This is a genomic window from Blastomonas sp. (genome assembly GCF_041747255.1).
Taxonomy (GTDB): Bacteria; Pseudomonadota; Alphaproteobacteria; order Sphingomonadales; family Sphingomonadaceae; genus Blastomonas.
On sequence record NZ_JBGTFM010000351.1, the window covers coordinates 1 to 1,768 of the forward strand.

At 59.8% G+C, this 1,768-nt stretch carries 3 protein-coding genes; all 3 read left to right on the forward strand.

Going from position 1 to position 1,768, the window contains the following annotated elements:
• A partial coding sequence (locus ACEW8G_RS12065; RefSeq protein ID WP_373488666.1) for a 3'(2'),5'-bisphosphate nucleotidase CysQ occupies window positions 1-691 on the forward strand: 691 nt, incomplete at its 5' end.
• A 15-nt stretch (window positions 692-706) separates the two neighbouring features.
• A complete protein-coding gene (locus tag ACEW8G_RS12070) occupies window positions 707-1,489 on the forward strand; it encodes a sulfite exporter TauE/SafE family protein (RefSeq protein WP_373488667.1) in 783 nt (260 codons plus the stop codon).
• Between the two features lie 59 nt (window positions 1,490-1,548).
• A partial coding sequence (locus ACEW8G_RS12075; RefSeq protein WP_373488668.1) for a GAF domain-containing protein occupies window positions 1,549-1,768 on the forward strand: 220 nt, incomplete at its 3' end.

Consider the following 1,768-nt stretch of genomic DNA (forward strand, 5'->3'; position numbering starts at 1 on the left):
TGAGGTTCGTGACAGCAACATGCTGTATGGCAAGGCACTGGGCAAGGCGGGGGACCAGACCGCCAACCAGTTTCTCGTCCACGCGCTGCGCAGTCAGCGACCTGAAGACGGCATCCTGTCAGAGGAGAGCAGCGATACGCACGACCGCCTTGCGAAGGGGCGCGTTTGGATCATTGATCCGGTAGACGGAACCCGTGAGTACGGGGAAGGCAGGGCTGATTGGGCAGTGCATGTCGGGCTGGCTATCGATGGCGCGGCAGCCTTAGGGGCAGTGGCACTTCCCGGTCTTGATGGCGGGATGGTGCTGCAGTCCGATAAGCCTTGTGTACCTGCGCCGGTCCGCCATCCGCCTCGCCTGGTGGTAAGTCGTACGCGGCCTGCGTCCGAGGCGGTCGCTGTGGCTGCGGCGCTTGGTGGCGAGCTCGTGCAGATGGGTAGTGCAGGCGCAAAGGCCATGGCTGTCGTGATGGGTCATGCCGAAATCTATCTTCATTCGGGAGGGCAATATGAGTGGGATAGCTGCGCTCCGGTGGCAGTCGCTCGCGCGCATGGCCTGCACTGTACCAGGATCGATGGCAGCCCGCCTGTGTACAACTGTCCAAACCCGTGGATGCCTGACCTGCTTATCTGTCGCCCTGAGTTTGCTGAGCCGGTGCTGGCGCACCTTCGAACGATGATAATCGCGCGTTAGGGTTCAGGACGAGACATGGACCTAGGCTATTCCGTTGCCGGAATGTTTGTCGGCTTTCTGGTCGGCCTTACAGGCGTGGGTGGCGGGTCGTTAATGGCGCCGATCCTGATACTATTCTTCGGCTTCAGTCCGGCGGTTGCCGTAGGCACAGATCTTTGGTTTGCGGCCATTACCAAGACCGTAGGTGGCGCAATCCATCATCGTGTTGGATCGCCCGATTGGCAGATCGTCAGGCGATTGATGCTGGGGAGCCTTCCGGCTGCCGGCGTCACGCTGCTATGGCTCGCACTCTTCCATGAAGGACGACTGGAGTCAGGCTTTCTCCTGCACCTGCTCGGGGGGGCATTGTTTGCTGTTGCGCTCGTTATGCTGTTGAAGCCGCGCTTGGGGCCGATCATGGCCATATTCCGGAACAAGATGGGCACATCGATGCGCCAGCGACAGCTGGTCGCAACAATTGTCGGAGGTGCAGCAGTAGGGGTACTTGTCACGCTCACCTCGGTGGGTGCCGGCGCCGTTGTGGCAGTGCTCCTGGCACTGGTATACCCCATGCGGCTAGGGGCCAGGACCATTGTCGGAACTGACATAATCCATGCGGTGCCCCTGACGCTGCTTGCGGCAATGGGCCATAGCTGGCTGGGGAACGTCGATTTCTGGTTGCTTGTCAGCCTGCTTCTGGGGTCAGTGCCAGGCATCGCGGTGGGATCGCTGACCGCCGGAAAAGTCAATGATGACCTGGTCCGTTACGCATTGGCGGCCATGTTGATCGTGTCAGCCACCAAAATGGTTACCAGCTAGCGAGCAATGCAGAATCTCAGGCGTATTCTTCGATGAGTCCGGGGCGAACCCAATAGGCGATTGCGCCGGCATGGAGCGCTGCGCGCGCATACCAGCACATCGTCGTGAATGACCTCTCCAACCCGCGCCACCGCTCGCTCGACTATCTGCCCGAAGTTCGCTCAACGCTCATATTGCCGCTCGCCTCAAAAGACGAGTTGCTCGGCATTCTGGTCATTTTTTCAGTTCAGATCAACTACTTTGGGCCAGATGAAATTCGCCTGTTCACCCTGCTGTCAC